Origin of the sequence: Pseudomonas parafulva, from assembly GCF_000800255.1 — a bacterium.
GTDB lineage: Bacteria > Pseudomonadota > Gammaproteobacteria > Pseudomonadales > Pseudomonadaceae > Aquipseudomonas > Aquipseudomonas boreofloridensis.
The window spans coordinates 3,927,586-3,948,485 of the sequence record NZ_CP009747.1 but is presented as its reverse complement, the minus strand read 5'-3'; the positions used below and the strand labels follow the sequence as shown (position 1 = coordinate 3,948,485).

The 20,900-nt window shown below is 66.7% G+C and carries 17 protein-coding genes and 1 tRNA gene; 7 read left to right on the top strand and 11 right to left on the bottom strand.

Annotated features, from left to right (window positions below):
• The first annotated feature begins 11 nt into the window (after positions 1 to 11).
• Entirely contained in the window at positions 12 to 1,589 is a 1,578-nt protein-coding gene (locus NJ69_RS17255; protein ID WP_039581387.1) for an aldehyde dehydrogenase (NADP(+)), read from the top strand.
• 2 nt (positions 1,590 to 1,591) lie between these two features.
• Positions 1,592 to 2,839 carry an NAD(P)/FAD-dependent oxidoreductase gene (locus NJ69_RS17250; protein WP_039581384.1) on the top strand — a complete coding sequence of 416 codons (1,248 nt, stop codon included), beginning with the start codon at positions 1,592 to 1,594 and terminating at the stop codon, positions 2,837 to 2,839.
• 57 nt (positions 2,840 to 2,896) lie between these two features.
• Here the strand turns inward: NJ69_RS17250 and NJ69_RS17245 are convergent, their stop codons facing one another.
• Both NJ69_RS17245 and fdhD read right to left on the bottom strand, forming a co-directional pair.
• Entirely contained in the window at positions 2,897 to 5,251 is a 2,355-nt protein-coding gene (locus NJ69_RS17245) for an FdhF/YdeP family oxidoreductase (protein ID WP_039581382.1), read from the bottom strand.
• 4 nt (positions 5,252 to 5,255) lie between these two features.
• On the bottom strand, positions 5,256 to 6,086 hold the full coding sequence (gene fdhD, locus NJ69_RS17240; protein WP_039581379.1) for a formate dehydrogenase accessory sulfurtransferase FdhD: 831 nt from the start codon (positions 6,084 to 6,086) through the stop codon (positions 5,256 to 5,258).
• 178 nt (positions 6,087 to 6,264) lie between these two features.
• Here fdhD and lysM point away from each other — a divergent pair, with 178 nt between their 5' ends.
• The gene (gene lysM / locus NJ69_RS17235; RefSeq protein WP_029612834.1) at positions 6,265 to 6,705 is read left to right on the top strand and encodes a peptidoglycan-binding protein LysM; all 441 of its coding nucleotides are present in this window, start codon (positions 6,265 to 6,267) and stop codon (positions 6,703 to 6,705) included.
• A 43-nt stretch (positions 6,706 to 6,748) separates the two neighbouring features.
• Here lysM and yrfG read toward each other — a convergent pair whose 3' ends face one another.
• Complete coding sequence (yrfG, locus tag NJ69_RS17230) at positions 6,749 to 7,411, bottom strand: GMP/IMP nucleotidase (RefSeq protein ID WP_039581377.1); 663 nt, start codon at positions 7,409 to 7,411, stop codon at positions 6,749 to 6,751.
• Positions 7,412 to 7,476: 65 nt separating this feature from the next.
• Between yrfG and nudE the strand changes: the two genes are divergently transcribed.
• Both nudE and cysQ read left to right on the top strand, forming a co-directional pair.
• Positions 7,477 to 8,043, top strand: a complete 567-nt coding sequence (gene nudE / locus NJ69_RS17225; RefSeq protein WP_029612833.1) for an ADP compounds hydrolase NudE — start codon at positions 7,477 to 7,479, stop codon at positions 8,041 to 8,043.
• Positions 8,040 to 8,867, top strand: coding sequence for a 3'(2'),5'-bisphosphate nucleotidase CysQ (gene cysQ / locus NJ69_RS17220; RefSeq protein WP_039581374.1), 828 nt, complete (start codon positions 8,040 to 8,042; stop codon positions 8,865 to 8,867). Before nudE ends, cysQ begins: the two co-directional genes overlap by 4 nt.
• A 13-nt stretch (positions 8,868 to 8,880) precedes the next feature.
• Here the strand turns inward: cysQ and NJ69_RS17215 are convergent, their stop codons facing one another.
• Genes NJ69_RS17215 through rfbA form a run of 6 tightly spaced genes read right to left on the bottom strand, consistent with a single transcriptional unit; the run spans position 8,881 to position 14,862 of the window.
• Entirely contained in the window at positions 8,881 to 9,336 is a 456-nt protein-coding gene (locus NJ69_RS17215) for a YiiD C-terminal domain-containing protein (protein WP_039581371.1), read from the bottom strand.
• The gene (locus NJ69_RS17210) at positions 9,333 to 10,739 is read right to left on the bottom strand and encodes a sigma-54-dependent transcriptional regulator (protein ID WP_039581369.1); all 1,407 of its coding nucleotides are present in this window, start codon (positions 10,737 to 10,739) and stop codon (positions 9,333 to 9,335) included. The genes NJ69_RS17215 and NJ69_RS17210 overlap by 4 nt, the downstream gene beginning before the upstream one ends.
• Positions 10,736 to 12,550, bottom strand: coding sequence for a sensor histidine kinase (locus NJ69_RS17205; protein ID WP_039581367.1), 1,815 nt, complete (start codon positions 12,548 to 12,550; stop codon positions 10,736 to 10,738). The genes NJ69_RS17210 and NJ69_RS17205 overlap by 4 nt, the downstream gene beginning before the upstream one ends.
• A 37-nt stretch (positions 12,551 to 12,587) precedes the next feature.
• Positions 12,588 to 13,448, bottom strand: a complete 861-nt coding sequence (gene rfbD, locus NJ69_RS17200) for a dTDP-4-dehydrorhamnose reductase (RefSeq protein WP_039581365.1) — start codon at positions 13,446 to 13,448, stop codon at positions 12,588 to 12,590.
• On the bottom strand, positions 13,445 to 13,990 hold the full coding sequence (gene rfbC, locus NJ69_RS17195; protein ID WP_029612831.1) for a dTDP-4-dehydrorhamnose 3,5-epimerase: 546 nt from the start codon (positions 13,988 to 13,990) through the stop codon (positions 13,445 to 13,447). Before rfbC ends, rfbD begins: the two co-directional genes overlap by 4 nt.
• Positions 13,987 to 14,862, bottom strand: a complete 876-nt coding sequence (rfbA, locus tag NJ69_RS17190; protein WP_039581363.1) for a glucose-1-phosphate thymidylyltransferase RfbA — start codon at positions 14,860 to 14,862, stop codon at positions 13,987 to 13,989. Before rfbA ends, rfbC begins: the two co-directional genes overlap by 4 nt.
• Before the next feature lie 204 nt (positions 14,863 to 15,066).
• Between rfbA and NJ69_RS17185 the strand changes: the two genes are divergently transcribed.
• Together NJ69_RS17185 and aguA are read left to right on the top strand one after the other, a co-directional pair.
• Positions 15,067 to 17,991 (top strand): aminotransferase, encoded by a 2,925-nt coding sequence (locus tag NJ69_RS17185; RefSeq protein ID WP_039583295.1) that lies wholly within the window; start codon positions 15,067 to 15,069, stop codon positions 17,989 to 17,991.
• A 124-nt stretch (positions 17,992 to 18,115) separates the two neighbouring features.
• Complete coding sequence (aguA, locus tag NJ69_RS17180) at positions 18,116 to 19,222, top strand: agmatine deiminase (RefSeq protein WP_039581360.1); 1,107 nt, start codon at positions 18,116 to 18,118, stop codon at positions 19,220 to 19,222.
• 436 nt (positions 19,223 to 19,658) lie between these two features.
• Here aguA and ppk2 read toward each other — a convergent pair whose 3' ends face one another.
• Positions 19,659 to 20,630 (bottom strand): polyphosphate kinase 2, encoded by a 972-nt coding sequence (ppk2, locus tag NJ69_RS17170; protein WP_039581357.1) that lies wholly within the window; start codon positions 20,628 to 20,630, stop codon positions 19,659 to 19,661.
• Positions 20,631 to 20,800: 170 nt separating this feature from the next.
• Positions 20,801 to 20,876 (bottom strand) — tRNA-Phe (locus NJ69_RS17165).
• Positions 20,877 to 20,900: the final 24 nt, after the last annotated feature.

Sequence of the window (20,900 nt, the reverse complement as noted above, 5' to 3'; positions counted from 1 at the left end):
CAGGAGACGCCATGAGGCTCACCGGTAACCTGCTGCTCGGCCAGACCTCGACACCCGGCGTCGGCGCTGCCGTTCACGCCATCAACCCAGCCACGGCCCAGCCTCTGGAGCCGGCCTATCCCGGCGCCAGCCGCGAGCAGGTGGCCCAGGCCTGCGCGCTGGCCGAGGCTGCGTTCGACACCTATCGGGCAACCACGCTCGAGCAACGGGCGCTGTTTCTCGACGCCATCGCCAATGGCCTCGAAGCGCTGGGCGATGCGCTGGTCGAACGCGCCGTCGCCGAAACCGGCCTGCCCAAGGCGCGCATCCAGGGCGAGCGCGGGCGCACCTGCCAGCAACTGCGCCTGTTCGCCCGCGTGGTACGCGCCGGCGAATGGCTGGACGTGCGGATCGATCCGGCGCTGCCCGAGCGCCAACCATTGCCGCGTCCGGACCTGCGCCAGCGCCAGGTGGCACTCGGTCCGGTGGCAGTGTTCGGCGCCAGCAACTTCCCCCTGGCCTTCTCGGTCGCCGGTGGCGACACCGCCTCGGCCTTGGCTGCCGGGTGCCCGGTGGTGGTCAAGGCCCACGGCGCCCATCCAGGTACCAGCGAGCTGGTGGGCCGTGCGCTGGCGCAGGCGGTGAGCGATTGCGGGCTGCCGGAGGGCACCTTTTCGCTGCTCTATGGCGCGGGGCATGAGGTGGGCATCGCGCTGGTCAGCGACCCGCGCATCAAGGCGGTCGGTTTCACCGGCTCGCGCACCGCGGGCATCGCCCTGTGCCGGGCGGCCCAGGCGCGTTCGGAGCCTATCCCGGTGTACGCCGAGATGAGTTCGATCAATCCGGTGTTCCTGTTCGAAGCGGCATTAGGCGCACGGACCGACGCGCTGGCACAGGGTTTCGTCGCCTCCGTGACCCAAGGCGCCGGACAGTTTTGCACCAACCCCGGCCTGGTCATCGCCCGCCAAGGCCCCGACGTGCAGCGCTTCATCGACGCGGCCAGTGCGCAATTGCGTCAAGTCGCAGCGCAGACCATGCTGACCCCGGCTATCCATCAGGCCTATGAGACCGGCGTCGGCCGGTTGCGCGCCCATCCCCAGGTGCAGGCCGTCGCCAGTGGGCTGGCCGGGCAAGGGCCGAATCAGGGCCAGGCCCAGCTGTACGTCACCCAGGCCGACGCGTTTCTGGCCGACCCTGGGCTCGCGCACGAGGTATTCGGCGCGGCGTCGTTGCTGGTGGTGTGCCGTGACGATCGGCAAGTGCATCAAGTGGCCGAGCGGCTGGAAGGGCAGTTGACCGCCACGCTGCATCTGGACGCGGCCGATATCGACAGCGCCCGCCTCCTGTTGCCGGTGCTGGAGCGCAAGGCCGGGCGGATTCTGGTCAACGGCTGGCCGACCGGCGTGGAAGTCTGCGATGCCATGGTCCATGGCGGGCCGTTCCCGGCCACCTCCGATGCCCGCACCAGCTCGGTGGGCAGCGCCGCGATCCTGCGCTTCCTGCGGCCGGTGTGCTATCAGGATGTGCCCGATGCCTTGCTCCCCCAGGCGTTGCAGCAGGGCAATCCACTGAGGCTGAGGCGCTTGCTCGACGGCAGACGGGAAGCGTGAGCATGGATCAGCCGCTGGATACCGATATCGCGGTGGTGGGGGCAGGCATCGTCGGGGTCGCCTGCGCCCTGCAACTGGCCCGCCAGGGTCGCCGGGTGATGTTGATCGACCGTCAGCCACCGGGCATGGGGGCCTCGTATGGCAACGCCGGGCACCTGGCCAGCGAGCAGGTGTTTCCCATCGCCGACTGGTCGATCTGCAAGCGCCTGCCGGGCATGCTGCTGGACCCGATGGGCCCGCTGCGCCTGGACTGGAAATACCTGCCCAAGGCGCTGCCGTGGTTCGCCCGGCTGTTGCTCAACCTGCGTCCGGCACCCTACCAGCGCACGGTGGCCGGCCTGCGTCGGCTCAACGAAGGCAGTCTGTCGGCGTGGCAGCGATTGCTGGCCTCGATCGGGCAGGGCGAGCTGTTCCAGGGCGATGGCTCGTTGCTGGTGTACGAGCGGCCCGAGTCGCTGCAACCCCTGGTCGCCCTGCGCACGCGCATGCAGGCGCAGGGCGTGCCGGTGGACCTGTGGTCGGCCGAGCGCTTGCACGAGACGGCGCCGCAGTTGAGCGACAGGCTGCTCGGTGGCTTGTTCTTCCCGAACACCGGACATTTCGTCGATCCGTACCGGCTGCTCCGTGCGCTGTTCGACGCGGCCCTGGCCCACGGCGTGCGCTTCGTCCAGGCCGAGGTCCAAGGTGGACAGGTGCACGCCGAGCAGGTCCAGTTGAGCGGCGACCACGGCAGGATTGCGGCCCGACAGGTACTGATCTGCTGCGGTGCCCATTCGGCCCACCTGACGCAGGCATTGACCGGCCAGCGGGTGCCGTTGGACACCGAACGCGGTTATCACCTGATGTTGCCGAACGAGCGGCAGCGCTTGCCCGTGGCGGTCACGTCCTGGGAGCGCCGCTTCATCATGACGCCCATGGAGGGCGGGCTGCGGCTCGCGGGCACGGTGGAATTCGCCGGATTGCAGGCGCCGCCCAACCTGCCGCGCGCCTGGCAACTGCATCGGTTGAGCCAAGGCCTGTTCCAGCGTGAGTTGTCTGCCGAAGGGGCGACTCCGTGGATGGGCATGCGGCCCTCGCTGCCCGATTCGCTGCCGGTGATCGACCGAGCATGCGCGGGCCGCGTGTTGCTGGCTTTCGGGCACCAGCACCTGGGCCTGACCCAGGCCGCGCTGACGGCCGAGTGGGTGGGCCGTCTGGCCGATGAAGCCGCTGGCCCGGAAATGGCAGCCTATCGGCTGAATCGCTTCTGAAACGACGCGGCCGCGCGATCCATGAGGACAGCGCGGCCGCAGTCGATAGCGCGCAGGTCAGGCCACGCGAATGATCTGGCCGTTTTCGCGTGCGGCTTCCAGCCGGATGGCGATGAACTTCGACGTCGGCGTGTGGCTGCCGTCGCCGATGCTCTCCAGCGGCACCAGCGGGTTCACCTCAGGGTAGTAAGCCGCCGCCTGGCCTGCCGGAATATCGAAGGCCAGCAGGGTGAAACCGTGCACACGGCGCACGTGCTCATCGCCCCACAGCGACACGATGTCGACCTTCTGCCCCGGTTTGAAGCCCAGGCGGATGATGTCGGCCTCGTTGGCGAACAGCACCTCGCGCTGGCCGCGCACGCCGCGATAACGGTCGTCCAGGCCATAGATGGTGGTGTTGTACTGATCGTGCGAGCGCATCGATTGCAGGATCAGGTCCGGCAGTTGGCCGCTGGCGCGTACGCGCTCGTCGAGCAGGCTGTCCGGCAGCAGGTTGGCCCTGAAGTTGGCGCGTCCGGTGGTGGTCTTCCACTGCCGTTCGCCGGCGCTGTTGCCCAGGTAGAAACCACCCGGCTGGTGCAGGCGCTGGTTGAAATCGGTGAAGCCGGGAATGGTGTCGGCGATCAGGTCGCGGATGCGGTCGTAGTCGGCCACCATCCAGTTCCAGTCCACCGGATAGCTGCCCAGCGTGGCAGCGGCGATGCCGGCGATCACCGCAGGCTCGGAACGCATCTGCCGCGACAGAGGGCGCAACTGGCCGTTGGAGGGGTGAACCATGCTGAACGAGTCTTCCACCGTCACCGCTTGTGGGCCTTCGCCTTGCATGTCGATGTCGGTGCGCCCCAGGCATGGCAGGATCAGCGCCTGCTGGCCGTGGATCAGGTGGCTGCGGTTGAGCTTGGTGCTGATGTGCACGGTCAGTGCGCAGTTGCGCAGCGCCTGGGCGGTGCGCTCGGTGTCGGGCGTCGCCTGGGCGAAGTTGCCGCCCAGGCCGATGAACACCTTGGCCCGACCTTCGAGCATGGCGTGGATCGCCTCGACCGTGTTGTGGCCGTTGCTGCGCGGGACCGGGAAGTTGAAGCGCCGCTCGATGGCATCGAGCAGGGCCACCGGTGGCCGCTCGTTGATGCCCATGGTGCGGTCGCCCTGCACGTTGCTGTGGCCACGCACCGGGCACAGGCCAGCGCCAGGCTTGCCGATGTTGCCGCGCAGCAGCATCAGGTTGACGATTTCCTGGATGGTCGGCACCGAGTGGCGGTGCTGGGTGATACCCATGGCCCAGCACATGATCACGCGCTTGCCCTTGCAGTACATACGCGCTGACAGCTCGATATCGTCAAGCGTCAGGCCCGACTGCTCGACGATCTGCGCCCACGGCGTGGCCTCGACCACGGCCAGGTACTCGTCCACGCCCTGGCCATGCTCGGCGATGAAGGCGTGGTCGAAGATCGCTGGCTCGCCCTTGGCCTGGGCCTCGCGTTCCCATTGCAGGAGGAACTTGGCCATGCCACGCAGCAGCGCCATGTCACCACCCAGGGCCGGGCGGAAGAACGCGGTGTTGGTCGGGCGGTCGCTGTTGAGCAGCATTTCCAGCGGGTGCTGCGGGTGCTGGAAGCGCTCCAGGCCACGCTCCTTGAGCGGGTTGACGCAGACCACCTGGGCGCCGCGCTTGACCGCATCACGCAGCGGATCGAGCATGCGCGGGTGGTTGGTGCCGGGGTTCTGGCCGAGCACGAAAATCGCGTCGGCATGCTCGAAATCGTCGTAGGTGACGGTGCCCTTGCCCACGCCGACGCTCTGGCCCAAGGCCACGCCGCTGGCCTCATGGCACATGTTCGAGCAGTCGGGGAAGTTGTTGGTGCCGTAGGCGCGCACGAACAATTGGTACAGGTAGGCGGCCTCGTTGCTGGCGCGCCCGGAGGTGTAGAACTCGGCCTGATCCGGCGATTCCAGCGCCTTGAGGTGTTCGGCGATCAGCGCGAAGGCGGCGTCCCAGTCGATTGGCCGGTAACGGTCGCTGGCCGGCTCGTAGACCATCGGCTCGGTCAGTCGGCCCTGGTACTCCAGCCAGTAGTCGCTCTGCTCGAGCAGTGCGCTGACGCTGTAGCGGGCGAAGAAGGCGGCGTCCACGCGGCGCTTGGTGGCTTCCCAGTTGACCGCCTTGGCGCCGTTCTCGCAAAACTTGACCATGCCGCTTTCCGGCGAATCGCCCCAAGCGCAGCCGGGGCAGTCGAAGCCGCCATGCTGGTTGGTCTTGAGCAGGGCGCGAATGTTCTTCAGCGCGTTGTCGCTGCCGACCCAGGCCTTGGCCACGCTGCGCAACGCGCCCCAACCACCGGCGGCGCCGTGGTAGGGCTTGTAGCGAGGGCTGGAAGCAGGGGCGTTGTCTGGAACTTTCTCGTAGGAGGTCACGGCTTTACGACTCCGCCGCGGGGCTGAACACCCGCGGTGCGCTGTGTTTGGGCAGATGGATGAGGTTGAGGTTGTGCTGGCGCGCCCACTGCAGGGCAAGGCCTGTGGGCGCAGAAAGACTGACCAGGGTCTGGATGCCGGCGCGCAGGACTTTCTGGATCAATTCCAGGCTGCAGCGGCTGGTGACGATGGCCAGGCCGCCCTGGGTGTCGATGCGCTGGCGCAGCAGGGCGCCGATCAGCTTGTCCAGGGCGTTGTGTCGACCGATGTCTTCACGGCCCAGCAGCAGTTCACCGTTGCGGTCCATGAACAGCGCGGCATGCACCGCGCCACAGTGCTGGCCGAGCGGCTGGAAGGCGTCGATGCGTCGGCGCAGATCGTCCAGCCACTGCACCGGCGGCAGCGGCGCGCCGGGCAGGCGTTGCAGCGCTGGCAAGGCCTGCTCCAGGGCTTCGACGCCACACAGGCCGCAACCGCTGGTACCGGCCAACTGGCGGCGCTGGTCCTTGAGGTTCCAGAACGCGCGGCTGGAGATTTCGACATCGGCGTACAACGCCGAGCCGCTACCGGACAGCTTGACGTCGTAGATGTCTTCCAGGTTGGCGACGATGCCGCTGCCGATGCTGAAGCCGACGGCGAAGTCTTCCAGGTCGGTCGGGCTGACCAGCATCACCGCCTGGTTCAGGCCGTTGTAGACGATGGCCAGGGCGACTTCTTCGGCCAGCGGCGTACGCTCGCCCGTCTGGTCGGACAACTGGACATAATCGTAGGTGTTGCTGGCGGCGGGCAGGGACAGGGGTGTTGAGGCCGCGCAGACCGGAGGCTTGCTGTTCATCGGGACGGATCACCGGCGGCTGGTATACGCATACAAGCCTAGTGCCAGTGGCTGTGCGGCGTCTAATCGTTAGGTTCTATACCGTGATAGGCCGCGTCGATTGGTCGCAGCAGGCGCCCAGGGAATTCCTCGCCTAGACTGAACCGTTCCGAGCACTCATCTACATAAGGAGCACGTCATGAGCCTGTTCAGTTTCGTGAAGGAAGCCGGCGAGAAGTTGATCGATCTGCTGACCCCTGGCAATGCCAATGCCGAGGAACAGTTGAAGAAGCACGTGCAAAACGTGGGGCTGGGCAATCCGAACATCACGGCCTCGGTCGAGGGCGACAAAGTCATTCTCAAGGGCGAAGTGGCGAGCCAGGAAGAGAAGGAGAAGATCATCCTGGCCGCGGGCAACATCGAAGGTGTGGCCTCGGTGGAGGACCAGATCACCGTCAGCGGTGCGGCCGACAAGGCGGCGCGGTTCGTCACGGTGGAGAAGGGCGATACGCTCAGTGCCATCTCCAAGCGGGTGTATGGCGACGGCAACAAGTACCAGAAGATCTTCGAGGCCAACAAGCCGATGCTGTCGGACCCGAACAAGATCTATCCAGGGCAGGTGCTGCGCATTCCCGACTGAGCCGCGCGCGGTGGTCTTCGCGGGGTCGCCCGCGAAGCGTCCGTCACAGGCCCTGCAACAACGCCCGATAATCCTCGACTGCAGCGAATTCCTGCGTATCGCGCTCTGCTGCGCGGCTGTCGGGCTGGCGCACGGCGAGCAGATGGCCGACGCCGAACCGGCCTGCGCTGCGCAGGATCGACAAGGTGTCGTCGATGAACAGGCTGCGCGCTGGCTCGAAGTCGATGTCGGCGCGCAGGGCGTCCCAGAACTGCGGGCTCTCTTTCGGGTAGCCGTAGTCGTGGGAGCTGATCATCCGCTCGAAGTAGGGCGCCAGCTCGATGCGTTCGAGCTTGAGCGACAGCGAGTCGCGGTGGGCATTGGTGATCATCACCACGCGCTTGCCGGCCTGGCGCAGCGCGGCCAGGAAGGTGTCGGCGTCCGGGCGCAGGGCGATCAGGTCGGCGATTTCGCGCTTGAGCTCACGGATCGGCAGGCGCAATTCGCGGCTCCAGAAATCCAGGCAATACCAATTCAGCGTGCCCGCATGCTGCTCGAACAGCGGGCGCAGTTCCAGTTCGGCCATCGCCCGGCTCACGCCGTGCAACTCGGCATAGCGCTGGGGCAGGTGGTCGAGCCAGAAGCGATTGTCGTAGTGCAGATCGAGCAGGGTGCCGTCCATGTCCAGCAGGACGGTGTCGATGGCGGACCAGGGCAGAACAGGCATGGGAAACTCTCGTCAGGTCGGCAAGCCACGGTATAGTAACCCGTTCATGCCAAGGAGCCGCACCCATGCGCCAGAAACCCACCGTCCTCAGTCGCGAGATCGTCGCCAGCAGCCGTCTGTTCCGGGTCGAAGCCGTGCAGTTGCGTTTCTCCAACGGCAACGAGCGCACCTACGAGCGCCTGGTCGGTCGTGGCAATGGCTATGGTGCGGTGATGATCGTGGCGCTGATCGATGCCGAGCATGCGCTGTTGATCGAGGAATACTGCGGCGGCACCGACGAGTACGAGCTGTCCTTGCCCAAGGGCCTGATCGAGCCGGGCGAGGACGTGCTGGCCGCCGCCAACCGCGAGCTCAAGGAAGAAGCGGGTTTCGGTGCGCGTCAGTTGGAACACCTCACCGAACTGTCGCTGTCGCCTGGCTACATGAGTCAGAAAATCCAGGTGGTGCTGGCCAGCGACCTGTACGAGGAACGTCTGGAGGGCGACGAGCCCGAGCCAATGCGCGTGGACAAGGTCAACCTGCGCGAACTCTCGGCCCTGGCCACCCATCCGCAGTTCAGCGAGGGGCGCGCCCTGGCGGCGCTGTACCTGACCCGCGACCTGCTGATCCAACGGGGGCTGCTGAGCGCATGAACGATCTGCAACTGATGCACGAAGCGGTGGCCCTGGCCCAACGCGCGGGCGAGGCGATCCTGCCGTTCTGGCGCACCGAGGTCGCGGTCAGCAACAAGGCCGACGATTCACCGGTCACCGCCGCCGACCTGGCCGCGCACCGCATCATCGCCGATGGCCTGCACGCGCTGGCGCCGCACATCCCGGTGCTGTCCGAGGAAGACTGCGACATCGCCCTGGCCGTGCGCGAAGGCTGGACGCGCTGGTGGCTGGTCGATCCGCTGGATGGCACCAAGGAATTCATCGCCGGCAGCGAGGAGTTCACCGTCAACATCGCCCTGGTGGACAAAGGCGAGGTGGTGTTCGGTGTGGTGGCGACGCCGACCAATGGCCGCTGCTACTTCGGCGGGCGCGACCTGGGCGCCTGGCATCTCACGGCGGGCGGACTGACCCGGGCGATTCGGGTGCGCACCGCAGCACCGGCCGACGCGCGTTTCACCGTGGTCGCCAGCCGTCGCCACAGCAGCCCCGAACAGGAGGCGCTGCTGGCCTCGCTGGGCGCGTCGGTCGGCGAGCTGGCGTTGGCGAACATCGGCAGCTCGTTGAAGTTTTGCTTGCTCGCCGAGGGTCTGGCGGACTTCTACCCCCGCCTGGCGCCGACCTCGCAATGGGACACGGCAGCGGCGCAGGGCGTGCTCGAAGGGGCCGGTGGCGAGGTCATCGATCTGGCGGGTCAGCCGTTTCGCTACCCGCCGCGCGAGTCATTGCTCAATCCCTTCTTCCTGGCGCTGCCCAGTGACGCCGAGTGGCGCGACGCGCTGCTGGGGTCGATCCTCGAGCCGTGAGGCAACCTGCTTTCTAGCGATGCAGTACGTATTGGCCGCTGAACACCACAGCGGCTGCTTCGCTGCCCTGGTTGGCGACCGTGGTCTGCAACGTCAGCCGCGCCCGGCCGCGCCGCTGATACAGCGCCAGGAAACGCTGCCAGTCCTTGTCCGGCGGCGCCTCGCAGCAGGCCACGGCGGTGCCGGTGACCGGTAACGGATAACTGATCTGCCCTTCCTGAATGACGATATGCCCATCGTCGATGCCCAGCTCGCGCAAGCGCAGGTGCAACCAGCCCCACCCCGCCAGCACCGCCGCGCAGTAGAGACTGCCGCCGAACATGGTGCTCTTGTGGTTGACGTTGGGCGCCAAAGGCAGCGTCAAGCGCAGGCGCTGCGCCTGCCAGTCGAGCACCTGCAGGCCCATCTCGGCGGTCAGCGGAATATCGTGGTGCAGGACCTGTTGCAGGTACTGGCTGTCGCGGCTCATGGGCGCGTTTCCTCGTGGTCGTCATGGCCGCCGCTGCCGTCGGCGAAGCTCAGGCCATGTTTGCGCAGCTTGTCGTGCAGGGTCTTGCGGGGAATGCCCAGGGCCTCGGCCAGGCTGCGCATGGAGCTGTGCGGCTGGCTCAGCTCGGCGGCGATGAGCGAGCGCTCGAACTGCTCGACCTGTTCGCTCAGCGTGCCGCCACGCTGAGGCTCGGCGCTGGGGCTGGCAGCACTGGCCTGCTCGTCCAGGGCCAGCTCCAGGCCCAGGGCGAAGCGCTCGGCGGCGTTCTGCAGTTCGCGCACGTTGCCGGGCCACTCGTGGCGCAGCAGCAACGCGCGTTGCGCCGGTTGCAGGGTGTGCGGCGCCAGGCCGTGGCGCTGGCTGGCGGCATCGGCGAAATGCTGGAACAGCACCAGGATGTCGTCGCCGCGCTCGCGCAGCGCCGGAATGCGCAGCGGCGCGACGTTCAGGCGGTAGTACAGGTCGGCGCGGAAACGCCCCTGGTCGGCGGACTGGCGCAAGTCCTCCTTGGTCGCGGCGATCACGCGGATATCCAGCGGGATCAACTGGTTGCCGCCCAGGCGCTCGACCACGCGCTCTTGCAGCAGGCGCAGCAGCTTGACCTGCACATCCAGGCTCATGCTCTCGATCTCGTCGAGGAACAAGGTGCCGCCGTTGGCGAACTCGAATTTGCCGATGCGCCGTTTCTGCGCACCGGTAAACGCACCAGACTCATGGCCGAACAGCTCGCTTTCGACCACCGATTCGGCCAAGGCCCCGGCGTTGATCGCCACGAACGGGCCGTCGCGACGGCTCGACAGGTCGTGCAGGGCGCGCGCCACCACTTCCTTGCCGGCGCCGGTCTCGCCGAGGATCAGCACGTCGGCGCGGGTGCCGGCCAGGGCGCCGATCTGCTCGCGCAGGCGCTGCATCTGCGCCGAGTGGCCGACCAGCCGGGTCGACAGTTGCTGGCGGTCGCTCAGGGCCAGGCGCAGGCTGCGGTTGTCCAGCACCAGGCGGCGCAGGGCCAGGGCGCGGCGCACGCTGTCGAGCAGGGCATCGCTGGCGAACGGCTTTTCCAGGAAATCGTAGGCACCGGCGCGCATCGCCTGGACCGCCAGCGGCACGTCGCCGTGGCCGGTGATCAGCAGCACCGGCAGTTCGGCATCGAGCCCGTGCAGTTGTTCGAGCAGTTGCAGGCCATCGATGCCCGGCATGCGGATATCGCTGACCACCACGCCGGGCCAGTCAGGCTGCAGGCGCGCGGCCAGGCCCTGGGCATCGGCCAGGGCGGCGACCTTGAGGCCGGCCAGGTCCAGGGTCTGGCTCAGGGCCTGGCGCAGGTGCGGATCGTCATCGACCAGGATGACCTGGATTTGGCTGTCGATCAGTGGCTCGGTCATGCCGAGGAATCCTCCGAGGGTTGCAGGTTGGCGCCCGGCGGCGCAACGCGCAGTTGCAGGGTCAGCAGGGCGCCGCCTTCCGGGTGGTTGCCCAGCAGCAGCTCGCCGCCCAGGGCGCGCATCAGGCTTTCGCAGATCGCCAGGCCCAGGCCCAGGCCCTGGGTCCGGGTCTTGGTGGTGAAGAACGGTTCCTTGGCGTGTTCCAGGGCTTGGCGACTGAAGCCCGGGCCGTTGTCGCGGATGTACAGGTAGACGTTGCCATCGCGCTGTTCGGCACTGAGCCACAGGCGTCGCGGATTGGCTTTTTCGGTGAGGGCGTCGAGGGCGTTGGCCAGCAGGTTGCCGAGCACCTGGCGCAGGCGGGTTTCACCGGCCTGCACCCACAAGGTCGCGTCGGGCAGGTCGCGGGTCAGTTCCACCGCCATCGCCCGGCGACGCTTGGCCAACAGCGCCAGGGCATCGTCCAGCGCCGGTTGCAGGGCCACGCTTTCCGGCGCATGGCGGTCGCGGCGGGCGAAGGCGCGCAGGTGCGCGATGATCGAGGCCATGCGCCCGGTCAGCTCGCCGATCAGCTTGAGGTTGCCACGGGCGTCCTCGGTGCGCTGGTGATCGAGCAACACCTCGGCATTTTCGGCATAGCTGCGAATGGCCGCCAGCGGCTGGTTGAGCTCGTGGCTGATGCTCGCCGACATGGTGCCGAGCACCGACAGCTTGCCGGCCTGGACCAGTTCGTCCTGGGCGCGCACCAGCTCCTGCTGCGCCTGCTCGCGTTCCAGCACCTCGTTCTTCAAGCGCGTGTTGAGCCACTCCAGGTCGGCGGTGCGCGCCACCACGCGGTTTTCCAGTTCCTGGCGGCCACGCGCTTCCAGCTCGATGCGGTCCATGTAGTGACGCCGGCGCTGCATCACCAGCCCGGCCAGGAGCATGGTTACCAGCAGGGCGGCGGCGCCGATGGCCATGACCGTCTGCACCGAGCGATCGACCAGCATGCGCGGCGCCAGAATGCTCACCTGCCAGCCGGTTTCCTGGATGTCGCGGGTCTGGGTCAGCCAGGCGTCGGGCTCCAGGTGCAGAGGCTGCGGTGCCTGGGTCGGATACGGCTGGATGGCGATCATCGCCGTGCGCTCCTGCTCGGTCAGCGCGCGGGTGGCGCGGAACCGCCATTCGGGGCGCGAGGTGAGCACCACCACGCCGTTCTGGTCGGTCAGCAGCAGTTGTTCCGGCGTGCGCCCCCACAGGGTTTCGGTGTGGTCCAGGTCCACCTTGACCACCAGCACGCCTACCACTCGCTCACCGTCGCGCACGGCGGCGGCGAAGAAGTAGCCGCGCTTGGCCGAAGTGGTGCCCTGGCCGAAGAAGCGCCCCAGCCGGCCCTGCATCGCTTCGATGAAATAAGGCCGGAAGGCGAAGTTGCGGCCGACGAAGCTGTCACGCTTGTCCCAGTTGGAGGCGGCCAGGGTGTTGCCGCTGACGTCCATCAGGTACATCACCTCGGCGCCGGTCTGTTGGGTGATCTCGCGCAGCAGGCGATTGGCGTTGGTCACCGCTTCCAGGCGGAACGGGTCGGCCAGCACCCCACGCAGGGCCGGCAGGTCGCCGAGGATCTGCGGCAGGGTTTCGTAGCGGTGCAGGGTGCCGAGCAGGTTGGCGACGTAGAGGTCGAGGGTCTGGCGATTCTGCGAGGCCAGCTGGTCCTGGTAGTAACGTTCGGCCAGGTGGTGCAGAGGCCATAGCAACGGGGCCAGGCACAGCGCCAGCAGTGCCAGGCTGCGCCAGCGGGGGCGTCGGGAAGGGGTCTGAATCGAGAGCATCGCCAAGTGCGCCAGAAGGATCTGACGCGATTATGCGCTAGTTCAGGCAGTCGTTCAGCGCCTGCTGCCAATGCGGCAGGCTGACGTGCCACTGCTGGGCCAGGCGCGAGCAGTCCAGCCGCGAGTTCAGCGGGCGCCGCGCCGGGGTCGGGTACTCGCTGCTGGGAATCGGCAGCAACTCGGCGCAGGGCAGGCCGCGCGCTTGCAGGTGCGCGGCGATGGCCTGGGCGAAGCCGAACCAGGAGGTCTCGCCCTGGGCCGTGAGGTGATAAGTGCCCCAGGCGCCGGACTCGCCGGATTGCCAGCGTTCGATCAAGGCGCGGGTGCTGGCGGCGAGGGTGCCGGCCCAGGTCGGGGCGCCGATCTGGTCGCTCACTACCTTCAGTTGCGCGCGCTCCTGCAGCAGGCGCTGCATGGTCAGCAGGAAGTTGCGCCCGTGCAGCGAATACACCCAACTGGTGCGCAGGATGAGGTGCTCGCCGCCCACGGCGGTGATCGCCTGCTCGCCGGCCAGCTTGCTCTGCCCGTAGACGCCCAGGGGGTTGGGCGTGTCGGCTTCGGTGTAGGCAGAGGTCTTGCTGCCGTCGAACACGTAGTCGGTGGAATAGTGGATCAGCGGCGCCTTCAGGCGCGCGGCTTCCTCGGCCAGCACGCGCGGGCCTTCGGCGTTTATCGCGTAGGCCAGTTCGGCTTCGCTTTCGGCCTGGTCCACCGCCGTGTGCGCGGCGGCGTTGACGATCAGGTCCGGTGCCAGCCGACGCAGCGGCGCGCGCAGCGCTTCGGGATTGGCCAGATCGAGCTGGTCGCGACCCAGCAGGTGCAGTTCGCCCAGACCGGCCAAGGCCCCGTGCAACGCTTGGGCGAGCTGGCCGTGGTGCCCGCAGACCAGAATCTTCATGGGAACAGCTCCGCGTCTTGCAGCAAAGGCCCAACCTGGTCCTTGGCCGACAGCAGGGGGGCACCCTGCAATTGCCAGTCGATGCCCAGTTGTGGATCGTCCCAGCGGATGCAGCGTTCGGCGGCGGGGTTGTAGTAGTCGGTGGTCTTGTAGAGGAAGTCCGCCGACTCGCTGAGCACCACGAAACCATGGGCGAAGCCCGGCGGAATCCACATCTGGTGCTGATTGTCGGCGGACAGCCGGGTGCTGACCCACTGGCCGAAGGTGGGCGAGCTGCGGCGGATGTCGACGGCCACGTCGAGCACTTCGCCCTGGGTCACGCGTACCAGCTTGCCCTGGGGGTTCTGCACTTGGTAATGCAGGCCGCGCAGGACGCCTCGCTGCGAGCGCGAATGGTTGTCCTGGACGAAGGATGCCTGCACCCCGGTGCGTTCGGCGAAGGCGCGGGCGTTGTAGCTCTCCAGGAAAAAGCCACGGCTGTCACCGAAGACCTTCGGCTCGATGATCAGGATGTCGGGAATGGCGGTGGGAATGACGTTCATGGTGTGTCTTCAGCCAGTTTGCTCAAGTAATGACCGTAGCCGGTCTTTTTCAATTCGTCGGCCTTGGCCAGCAGTTGTTCCTTGCCGATCCAGCCCTTCTGGTAGGCGATTTCCTCCAGGCACGCCACCTTCAGGCCCTGACGGTGCTCGATGGTCTGCACATACTGCGAAGCTTCCAGCAGGCTGTCGTGGGTGCCGGTGTCGAGCCAGGCGAAGCCGCGTCCGAAGCGCTCCACGCGCAGGTCGCCGCGTTGCAGGTAAGCATTGGTGATGTCGGTGATCTCCAGCTCGCCCCGGGCCGAGGGGCGCACGCCCTTGGCGATCTCGACGACGTCGTTGTCGTAGAAATACAGGCCGGTGACGGCGTAGTTCGAGCGTGGCACGGCCGGCTTTTCCTCGACCGACAGCGCCTTGCCCTGCGCGTCGAACTCGACCACGCCGAAGCGCTCGGGATCCTTCACCAGATAGCCGAACACCGTCGCCCCGCTCGGGCGGCTGACGGCGCGCTGCAACTGTTCGCTGAAGCCTTGGCCATGGAAGATGTTGTCGCCCAGGATCAGGCATACCGAGTCGCTGCCGATGAACGACTCGCCGATCAGGAAGGCCTGGGCCAGACCGTCCGGCGAGGGTTGCTCGGCGTAGCTGAGGTTGATGCCGAACCGACTCCCGTCGCCGAACAGCGCGCGGTACTGCGGCAGGTCCTGGGGCGTGGAAATCAGCAGGATGTCGCGGATGCCGGCGAGCATCAGCACCGAGATCGGGTAGTAGATCATCGGCTTGTCGTAGATCGGCAGCAGTTGCTTGGACACGCTCAGGGTGATGGGGTGCAGGCGAGAGCCGGAGCCTCCGGCGAGCACGATGCCTTTGGTCATGCGATCAGGTCCTTGAAATCGAATTGGCCCAGCGATGTCCGCTCGACGCCGAACCGCAGCCTCGATCACGTGAGGTCGCCAGGCCGGCAAAGGCTTCATCATAGCGCGTACTGCGGGCGTGCAGTGACAGACTGCAGCGAGCCCCACTTGCGTCCCGGCAAGGGTGATGGCGTCATAGGCGAAATCGAGGCCGAGGTTCGCACCATGCCGCTGCATACCCTGATCCACCGCTCCAGCCTGCCACGCCCCCAGGTTTCCGAGACGCAGGCCCGCCAGGCCTTGCAGGCCTACTACGGTCTGCACGGGTCGCTGGTGCCTCTTGGCAGCCAGCAGGACGTGAATTTCCGGCTGGACAGCGATCAGGGACGTTTTGTGTTCAAGCTGTGCCACGGCAGTTATGCACGCATCGAGTTGGAGGCCCAGCATGCGGCACTGGCCTACCTGCGCGAGCATGGCCTGCCGGTGCCGGCGGTGCGTGCGGCGCTGGACGGCAGCCGGTTGCTGGCCTTGCAGATCGGTGGCCAGGCCTTGCGCGGGCGCGTGCTCGAGTATCTCGACGGCCAGCCGCTGACGCGTCTGGCGCACCTGCCGCAGCGCTTGATGGCTGAACTGGGTGCCTTGTGCGCCCAGGTCGGCAAGGCCCTGGCCGGTTTCGACCATCCGGGCCTGGAGCGTACCCTGCAGTGGGATCCGCGCCATGCCGGAGTGCTGATCGAACACCTGCTGCCGGTGATCAAGGACCGCGCCCACCGCGAGCGCGTCGCGGAAGTGGCCAGCCAGTCGCAGCGACGCCTGGCGCCGCTGGTCGGGCAGTTGCCCAAGCAGGCCGTGCACCTGGACATCACCGATGACAACGTGGTGTGGGCGCTGGATGAGCACCTGCAATGGCAGGCGCGGGGGGTGATCGACTTCGGCGATCTGTCGCGCACCTGGCGCATCGCCGATTTGTCCGTCACCTGCGCGGCCATGCTCCACCATGCCGCTGGCGATCCGCTGCGCATCCTGCCGGTAGTCGCCGCCTACCAGGCGGTCAACCCGCTGAGCGAAGCCGAGTTGCGCGCCCTGTGGCCGTTGCTGCTGAATCGCTCGGCGGTGTTGGTGCTGAGCAGCGAGCAGCAACTGACGGTCGACCCCGACAACCAGTACATCCGCGACAACATCGCCCATGAGTGGGAGATCTTCAACACCGCCACCGCCCTGCCTGCCGCGCTGATGGAGGCGGCGATCCTGCACGCGGCAGGCATGGCAGCGCAGGCGCCGGACCTGGCTGGCTGCGCGCCGCTGCTGCCGAGCCTGGCGCGGGAGAAGGTCAGCCTGCTCGACCTCGGCGTGCTCAGCCCGCACTGCGACGCTGGCAATTGGCAACAGGCCGGCTTCGACCAGCGTCTGCTGCTCGCCCAGCCCGCGCCGGCCAGCACCCAGTACGGCCAGTATCGCCTGTCGCAGACCCACATCGACCGCCCGGACGAGCCGGCCACCTGTGCCCTGGGCGTGGAGTTGAAGCTGTCCACCGGAACCCTGTTGCACGCGCCCCAGGCGGGCATCTGGCTGAGCACCGGCGATGGGCGCGGCTGTCTGAGCACGGCCCAGTGGGGGCTGTGGCTGAGCGGGCTGGAGCGCACGCCCGAGGACGGCGAGTCGGTGGAAAAGGGCCAGGTGCTCGGTTCCACCTGCGGCCTGCTCGGCGTGCAGCTTGCGCTGGACACCGACATTCAGCCGCCGTTTTTTGCTAGGCCGTCGCAGGCGGCCACTTGGCTGGCCTTATGCCCGTCGCCGGCGGCGCTGCTGGGTTTCGACTGCGACGCCGAACCGCTGGCCGACTCCCAGGCCTTGCTGGCCCGTCGCGATGCCAGCTTCGCCCGCTCGCAGAAGCATTACTACACCCAGCCGCCGCACATCGAGCGGGGCTGGCGCAACTACCTGATCGACATGCAGGGTCGCTCGTACCTGGACATGCTCAACAACGTGGCCGTGCTCGGCCATGGTCATCCACGCATGGTTGCCGAGTCGGCGCGGCAATGGTCGCTGCTCAACACCAACTCGCGCTTCCACTACGCGGCCATCGCCGAATTCTCCGAACGGCTGCTGGCGTTGGCGCCGCCTGGGTTTGATCGGGTGTTCCTGGTCAACAGCGGCACCGAGGCCAACGACCTGGCGATCCGTCTGGCCTGGGCCTACAGCGGCGGGCGCGACCTGCTCAGTGTGCTGGAGGCCTACCACGGCTGGTCTGTGGCCACCGACGCGATTTCCACTTCGATCGCCGACAACCCGCAGGCCCTGGAGACCCGCCCGGACTGGGTGCACCCGGTAGAGGCACCGAACACCTTCCGCGGACGTTTCCGCGGGCCCGACAGTGCGGCGGCCTACTTGCGCGATGTCGAGGCCAAGCTGGCCGACCTGGACGCGCGAGGGCGTCAACTGGCGGGGATGATCTGCGAGCCGGTGTATGGCAATGCCGGGGGGATCTCGCTGCCGCCGGATTACCTGCGCCAGGCCTACGCCCTGGTGCGGGCGCGTGGCGGGGTGTGCATCGCCGATGAAGTGCAGGTCGGCTACGGCCGTCTGGGCGAGCATTTCTGGGGCTTCGAAGAGCAGGGCGTGGTGCCGGACATCATCACCATGGCCAAGGGCATGGGCAACGGCCAGCCGTTGGGCGCGGTGATCACCCGGCGCGAGATCGCCGAGGCGCTGGAGGCCGAGGGCTACTTCTTTTCCTCGGCCGGTGGCAGCCCGGTGAGTTGCCGCATCGGCATCGCGGTGCTCGATGTCATGCGCGACGAGGGGCTGTGGGACAACGCCCGCGAGGTGGGCCGGCATTTCAAGTCGCGCCTGCAAGCGCTGGTGGACAAGCACCCGCTGGCCGGTGCGGCCCATGGCTCGGGGTTCTACCTGGGGCTGGAACTGGTCCGCGATCGCCACACCCTGGAGCCGGCCACCGAGGAAACCCTGCTGTTGTGCGATCGCCTGCGCGAACTGGGGATCTTCATGCAGCCGACCGGCGACCACCTGAACATCCTCAAGATCAAGCCGCCCATGTGCACCACGCGCGCCAGCGTGGACTACTTTGTCAACTGCGTGGATCAGGTGCTGGGGGAAATCACTGAATTCATGTCGATTAATATCGGCTAACTAAACGTCTAATTCATTATTTTAGGCTTTAGTACCCTTTAAATACCGATTTGCATCGGATAAATTGGGCGGCATCCGGCCATTCGTGGCCCGGGCTCGCCCCCCAACTCTGCAGAGGCTTTCCATGAAGACCCTTGATTCGACTCCCCGCGCCGACGGTTTCCACATGCCCGCCGAGTGGGCGCCACAGACCCAGGTGTGGATGGTGTGGCCGGAGCGCCCGGACAACTGGCGCCAGGGCGGCAAGCCCGCGCAGGCGGCCCATGTGACCCTGGCCAAGGCCATCGCCCGCTTCGAGCCGGTCACCGTGGCGGTGTCGGCTGGGCAGTACGGCAACGCCCGTCGTCAGCTCGAGCTGCCGAATATCCGTGTGGTGGAAATGAGCAGCGACGATGCCTGGGTGCGCGACACCGGCCCGACCTTCGTCATCGACGACCATGGCGAAGTGCGTGGGGTCGATTGGGGCTTCAACGCCTGGGGTGGCTTTGACGGCGGTCTGTACGCGCCGTGGAACCGTGACGAAGAACTGGCCGCCAAAGTCATGGAAATGGAGCGTTGCCAGCGCTATCACACCGAAGGCTTCGTGCTCGAGGGCGGCTCGATCCATGTCGATGGCGAGGGCACGCTGATCACCACCGAGGAATGCCTGCTCAATCGCAACCGCAACCCGCACCTGAGCCGCGAGCAGATCGAAGATGTCCTGCGCGAGCAGTTGGCGGTGCAGACCATCGTCTGGTTGCCCGATGGGCTGTACAACGACGAGACCGACGGCCACGTCGACAATTTCTGCTGTTACGTGCGTCCAGGCGAAGTGTTACTGGCCTGGACCGATGATTCCAATGACCCCAACCATGCCCGTTGCCACGCCGCCTACGAGGTGCTGAAGAACACCCGCGATGCCAAAGGGCGCGAGTTCGTGGTGCACAAGATGCCCATTCCTGGACCGCTTTATGCCACCGAAGAAGAATGCGCCGGCGTCGACCAGGTCGCCGGCAGCCAGCCGCGCGATCCCTCGGTGCGCCTGGCCGGATCCTACGTGAACTTCCTGATCGTCAACGGCGGCATCATCGCGCCCAGCTTCGACGATCCAGCCGACGCCCGCGCCAGAGCGATCCTCACCGAGCTGTTCCCCGACCACGAGGTGGTGATGATCCCCGGCCGAGAGCTGCTGCTGGGCGGCGGCAATATCCACTGCCTGACCCAGCAGCAGCCGGCGCCGGTCAAGCGCTGAGCCGGCCTCTAGCCTGCCTGGGACGGAGCTGATCGAGCGTCGCTCGCGATGATCGACCAGCACCCTGGCACAGCTCTTGTATCGCATTCAGCCGGATGGTTCAGGCAGGGGGCCCCACCCCCGTTCTGTAACATTCACCCGGTAGTTTGGCCGCTCACGCCTCCAGGGAGTACGTGTCGAAATGAATGCAGCAAGTGAGTCGGCTATGTCCCCCGTGGCGATCGATCACGAATCGCTCAAGGTGTTGGCGCAGTGGTTGAAGCACCATGGAAGCCTCCGGGTCAGGAAGACCGATCCACGCCGCCTTCTGGATGCGCGATACCCGCAGGGATTGCTCAGCGACGCAGAGCTCGACGCGCTCGCCGCTGTCTGGCACTGACCGCCAGCCCGGTATCGCGACGGCAAACGCCACCGTTCACACGGTGGCGTTTGTTTTTCAGCCGGCCAGTTCCGTGGCCTCGTCCTCTTCGAAACCGCGCATCGCCCGCCCGACCAGCAACGGGTCGGGGGCATGGGCGACGCTGTGGTCCTTGTCCGGATAGTCCAGGGCGTGGAGGAAGTGGCGGATGCAGTTGAGTCGGGCGCGCTTCTTGTCGTCGGACTTGATCACGGTCCAGGGCGCATCGGCGGTGTCGGTGTGGAAGAACATGGCTTCCTTGGCCGCGGTGTAGTCGTCCCACTTGTCCAGCGACTTGATGTCGATGGGCGACAGCTTCCAGTGCTTGAGCGGATCGTCACGGCGCGAGATGAAACGGCGCAGTTGCTCTTCGCGGTTGACCGAGAACCAATATTTGAACAGCAGGATGCCGCTGTTGCACAGCATGCGTTCGAGGTCGGGGGCCTGGCGCATGAACTCCAGGTATTGCAGCGGCGAGCAGAAGTCCATCACCCGCTCGACGCCGGCGCGGTTGTACCAGGAGCGGTCGAAGAACACCATTTCCCCGGCGGTGGGCAGGTGCTGGATGTAGCGCTGGAAGTACCACTGGCCCTTTTCCTGTTCCGAAGGCTTTTCCAGCGCCACGATGCGTGCGCCGCGTGGGTTGAGGTGTTCCATGAAGCGCTTGATGGTGCCGCCTTTGCCGGCCGCGTCGCGTCCCTCGAACAACACCACGATGCGCTGGCCGGTGTCCTTGGCCCAGCTTTGTACCTTGAGCAGCTCGATCTGCAGTGCGTGCTTGGCCTTTTCGTACTCCTGGCGGCGCATCCGTGTGGCGTAGGGATAGCTGGCCGGCAGGCGGGCGCTGGTGCTGTCTTCGTTGCTGCCCTTGCGGGCGGTGGCCACTTCCAGTGCGGCAGGCTGCTGGCTGATGCGGGTGATGGTCGCTTCGGGCTTGCGCTTGCGGGCGCGAGCCGTGCGCGCGGCAGAGGCGGTGGGTGCGGGGAGGGGAAGAGGTGCGTCGTCGCTCATGGAGATCCTTGCGGGAATCGGGGGTCCATGGCGTAGCTTAGGGGGAGGCGGAGGATGGCGGTTTGACATTGATCAAGCCCGGCAGCCAAATCCCAGGCAACAAAAAACCCGCACTGGGCGGGTTTCTTGTGTCGCTTCGGGTAACTTTGCAACCACCCGATGCTTAATGGTGGTGCCCAGAGACGGAGTCGAACCGCCGACACGAGGATTTTCAATCCTCTGCTCTACCGACTGAGCTATCTGGGCGACGGGGCGAATTAAAAAGGTTTT